Below are 4,371 nucleotides of genomic sequence, written 5' to 3'. Positions count from 1 at the left end.
TATTCACTGTTGCAAGTTCCATCTTTTGCCGTATTTGTGTAAGCGAAACGAATGATCATCTTTAAGCCGGCATTTCTTACTGCGTCAAAATCTTTTTGGAGGTTATTTAAAAATTCCGGTGATAGAGGTTTGTCTTTGAAGATATCGAGTACGTATCCACGGTAGATTAAAGAGGCGTTAATTTTGTAAGTTGCTTTAGCTATATGTTGTGGGCTTATTCTATAACTCTTTAGCACTACGCTATCGAGCGGAACAAAATCGCTTGCCCTGGTTCCCGATGGAATATAAAAGCCTCTCTCCGGATTTACAATATCGGCGTTGTCCTCCTGGTAAGTAATCTTCCTGTAAGTAGTGCAGGATATTGCAATCATTGAAACGTAGAAAAAGAGAAAGAGGCTTCTTAAATGAAAAGCTGGAAGTTTATTAATTATTTTTCTGAAATCAGATAAATAGCAAACACCTTTAATTAAATTTTTAAATGCAGGAAGCATCACCCCATCTTTTTTATGCATTACCCCGAAACGAAGCAATTTTTGTCGCTGCATTTTATAATTGATATTAAATTGAAAGAAATTGCAATTGGCGAAAATTATTAAAAGCATTGTATAAAAATGAGCGCAAACGTTTTACCTTATTTTACCGGGGGAGTCCCTGGTTTACGATATCTTTCCATGAAACCACAAAGACTGCTAAGGATCATTAAGATACCTTTGTGTTATTAATGTTTCTGTGGCAAACAGAGAGATTGCGTTTTATTTGTATCAGTAAAAAAGAATATACTTTCGGGTTATGGAAGAAAAACCAACGACGATTAAGGAGATTGCCAAAAAACTCAACATTTCGTTTTCAACGGTATCAAGGGCGCTGCACGACCATCCAAATATCGGGCTGCGCACCAAGATGCGGGTGCAGCAATTAGCAAAGGAATTAAATTACGAGCCCAACCAGGCCGCGATATTTTTTCAAAGAGGAAAAACGTATACGATAGGTGTTATCTTACCTGAGTTATCCGAAGCTTTTTTTTCAACATCCATAAGGGGCATTGAATATACCGCAGAAAAAAATAACTATACTGTTTTTTTAGGACAGTCGCATGATAGCGAAGAAAGAGAAAAGAAGATTGTCGAGACAATGAAGAATCACCGTGTAGATGGTTTAATTATTTCAATTTCAAAAAACACCGTCAATTATGATCATTTCGAAAGCCTGAAGAAATACGGGATACCGGTAGTGTTTTTTGACCGCATACCAAAAATGGATGATATTCATTACGTGGCCTGCAACATGATTTCGGGTACGGTGCAGGCGGTATCGTATCTTCTTAAAAAGGGCCACCGTGTAATAGGTATGATCAACGGCCCCGATAAATTATTTGCAAGCCAGGAAAGAAAAGATGGATACATACAAGCTATGACTAAGAATCGTTTGAAGTTTGACCCGTCATTGGTTGTAAACAGCGATCTTACGCTGGAGGGAACACAGGGGGCTATGGAAGAATTACTAACCTCCAAACGGAAACCAACTGCCATTGTAACTTTTAACGATTATGTTGCACTGGATGCAATACAATTTGCTCAAAAAAGAAAAAGAAAAATAAACAAAGATATCTCCTTCGTTAGCTTCGCTAATCTTCCCATTAGCACTTACAGCGCTTATCCTCCACTGGCATCAGTAGAGCAATATCCTTATATACAAGGCCAAAAAGCAACCGGCATATTAATCGAGCTTATGAACAAACCAAAAGAACAATCCATCCACAAGGATACTTACTATAAAATTATAGTTGAGTCACAATTGGTATTACACGAGAAGAAATAAATATAGCAAACGTTTTACTTCACGCTACGTTCCCTTATTATTTAAGTTTGATGATTGATCATTAATTTATCCACTAACTATCTCAAATGCTCCAGGCCGTTTTTAATGCTTTCGGTATATCAGAAAATATTAATAATGCAATTCCATTTGGGAATGGATTAATCAATAGAACATGGAAAATAAATCGTGGCGGTAAAGCATTTATACTCCAGCAGATTAATAATAAAGTCTTCAAAGATCCGGAAGCAATTGCCTATAACATTAATGCAACGGGTAACTATCTTCGTAAAAATTTTCCTTCGTATTTATTCGTTATGCCCGTTACGACTGTTCATAACGGTGATATCTTTTTTGACGAAAATGCAGGCTACTACAGGCTTTTGCCCTTCATTGAAGATTCACACACTATCGATGTAGTACAGGATCCCCAAATGGCATATGAAGCGGCAAAGGAGTTTGGAAAGTTTACAAAATTATTGTCGGGCTTTGATGCAAATCTTCTTAAAATAACGTTGCCGGATTTTCACAATCTTTCCTTTCGTTATGAACAGTTTGAGGAAGCTTTGTCTCACGGGAATGCAGCCAGGATTAAAAACTCCCGTGCATGGATAGACGCAGCATTCGATAATAAATATATTTTGGAAGAATATGAGAAAATAAGATCCAATCAGCAGTTCAAAATTCGTGTCACTCATCATGATACAAAAATCAGCAACGTGCTTTTTGATAAAAATGACAAAGGATTATGTGTAATTGATTTGGATACATTGATGCCGGGTTATTTCATCAGCGACCTTGGTGACATGTTGCGCACTTACCTAAGTCCCGTAAGCGAGGAAGAAAAGGATTTTTCAAAAATTGAAATCCGAAATGAATACTTCGCAAGTATTGTTAAGGGGTATATTGGACAATTGCAGGATGAACTTACGCAGGAGGAAAAAGAGCATTTTATTTATGCCGGTAAATTTATGATTTACATGCAGGGGCTTAGGTTTCTGACAGATTATATTAATGATGATATTTACTATGGCGCTAAATATGAAGATCATAACCTGGTAAGAGCGGGCAACCAGTTCACTCTTCTGCAAAAATTAACAGAAAAGGAAGCTGAATTACAGAATTATGTGGCTGCACTTACGTCGAACTGATACCACTGTAACCTGTCTTTATATTTTTCAGTTATGCCGATGTAGTAGTTCGAATTTTTCATAGCCGGTTGCTATGCTCACTTCAAAGAAATGTTATGTTAATCGTAAAAAAATGATACTCGAAAAAATAAAGATGAAAAACCTCAAACAAACATTGGCAGTATTTCTTTTACCCGGGATCTGCCTCAGTGCAATGGCCCAGGAAAAAGTTCAAACTAATTTTGCCCACAATGGCAGCCAACAATTATTTACGTTATCTAATAATAAGGTCACTGAGAAAGTAGTAATTGCTGATAGTATATTACGGGGAGATGAATTGATCGGTAGTAGGAAATGGCTCGATGAATATCACAACGATAATCATTCTGTAGCTACCGACGGTGATTATGCGTTGGAAATGATGTGGACGGATTGGAGCGCACCAGGTAAAATTTTCAACGGCGATCTGCAGGTGAGTTTTACGAAACAGGATTATAAATATGTCAGTTATGATTTTAAAGATGTGCCAGATGGAGGCGCCGAATTGGAGCTTTATTTCACTCCCTTTAACCATGACAACACCGTTCAAATAAAACTGACATACCAACTGCTCGCAGATAAATTTTATAGCCGAAGAAAAATATCCTTGCGGGATACAACTCTCGAAAAGAACTGGCTCGAAGCTGTAGATTCCAGGAAAGGACTTATTGGTGAAACGCAGAATCAATCCGGTGGGTATTTGATGAAGGAAGTAAACAGTGTTAATTACCAGCAAGTACAAACTGCTCAAACAAATCAGGAGCAGGATACGCGGATAATAAAGCGAGGTGAATTTGGACAACCTTGTGCTGCAGACTTTTCACATGGTGGTGTTTTCTTTGGTATCGAATATCCATCCGGAACCAATACGCTGCAACAGGCATCGCAAAGCCAACTGGAACTTTCCTGTCGGCAATTAATCGGACAGGTCGTGCGTAAACAATGGGTAGAAAGTAATTGGGTAGTGGAAGGGCTGGCTCCCAATCATTATGTAAAAGATTGGTTTTTTAATTATTTGCCCGATATAAAGGTAGCACCCAACAGGCCTTATGCACTTTACAATAGTTGGTACGATTTGCGTTCGCCCATGTATCCCGGGGTAAAGCCGGATCATGTGATGAATGAAAAAAATATCCTGCACATAATTGATTTGTTTCAGAAGGATATGATTAAGCCTTACGGAATTCACCTGGATGCATTTGTATTGGACGATGGATGGGATGTTTATGAAAGCGACTGGAAAATGCGGAATAATACTTTTCCTAACGGGGTGAAGCCCATCGTAGACGCACTAAAACCATTAGGCACTACGCTTGGCATGTGGCTTGGTCCTACCGGCGGATATTCCTTTCGCATGAAAAGAATCAACTGGATGAAAGAACATGGC

4 protein-coding genes are annotated in these 4,371 nt (G+C 38.3%); 3 read left to right on the top strand and 1 reads right to left on the bottom strand.

Features of this window, described 5'->3' with window-relative positions; translation table 11 throughout:
* The coding region (locus tag ACO1O5_RS20875) for a DUF4874 domain-containing protein (protein WP_486273729.1) at positions 1 to 545 on the bottom strand (545 nt) is incomplete at its 3' end.
* 244 nt (positions 546 to 789) lie between these two features.
* Here ACO1O5_RS20875 and ACO1O5_RS20870 point away from each other — a divergent pair.
* From ACO1O5_RS20870 to ACO1O5_RS20860, 3 genes are all read left to right on the top strand, one after another.
* Positions 790 to 1,818, top strand: a complete 1,029-nt coding sequence (locus tag ACO1O5_RS20870) for a LacI family DNA-binding transcriptional regulator (RefSeq protein ID WP_486273727.1) — start codon at positions 790 to 792, stop codon at positions 1,816 to 1,818.
* An 86-nt stretch (positions 1,819 to 1,904) separates the two neighbouring features.
* Positions 1,905 to 2,966, top strand: a complete 1,062-nt coding sequence (locus ACO1O5_RS20865; protein ID WP_486273725.1) for a phosphotransferase enzyme family protein — start codon at positions 1,905 to 1,907, stop codon at positions 2,964 to 2,966.
* Positions 2,967 to 3,099: 133 nt separating this feature from the next.
* Positions 3,100 to 4,371, top strand: a 1,272-nt coding sequence (locus ACO1O5_RS20860) for an alpha-galactosidase (RefSeq protein ID WP_486273723.1), incomplete at its 3' end; no start/stop codon positions are given.

It is taken from the genome of Ginsengibacter sp. (assembly GCF_057362405.1).
The sequence above is the reverse complement of the archived record's forward strand: the minus strand, read 5'-3'. Positions and strand labels throughout refer to the sequence as shown.

Bases quoted from the DNA above. Each gene is read 5' to 3' on its own strand.
- ACO1O5_RS20865 (WP_486273725.1), top strand. From the start codon at position 1,905: ATGCTCCAGGCCGTTTTTAATGCTTTCGGTATATCAGAAAATATTAAT.
- ACO1O5_RS20870 (WP_486273727.1), top strand. From the start codon at position 790: ATGGAAGAAAAACCAACGACGATTAAGGAGATTGCCAAAAAACTCAAC.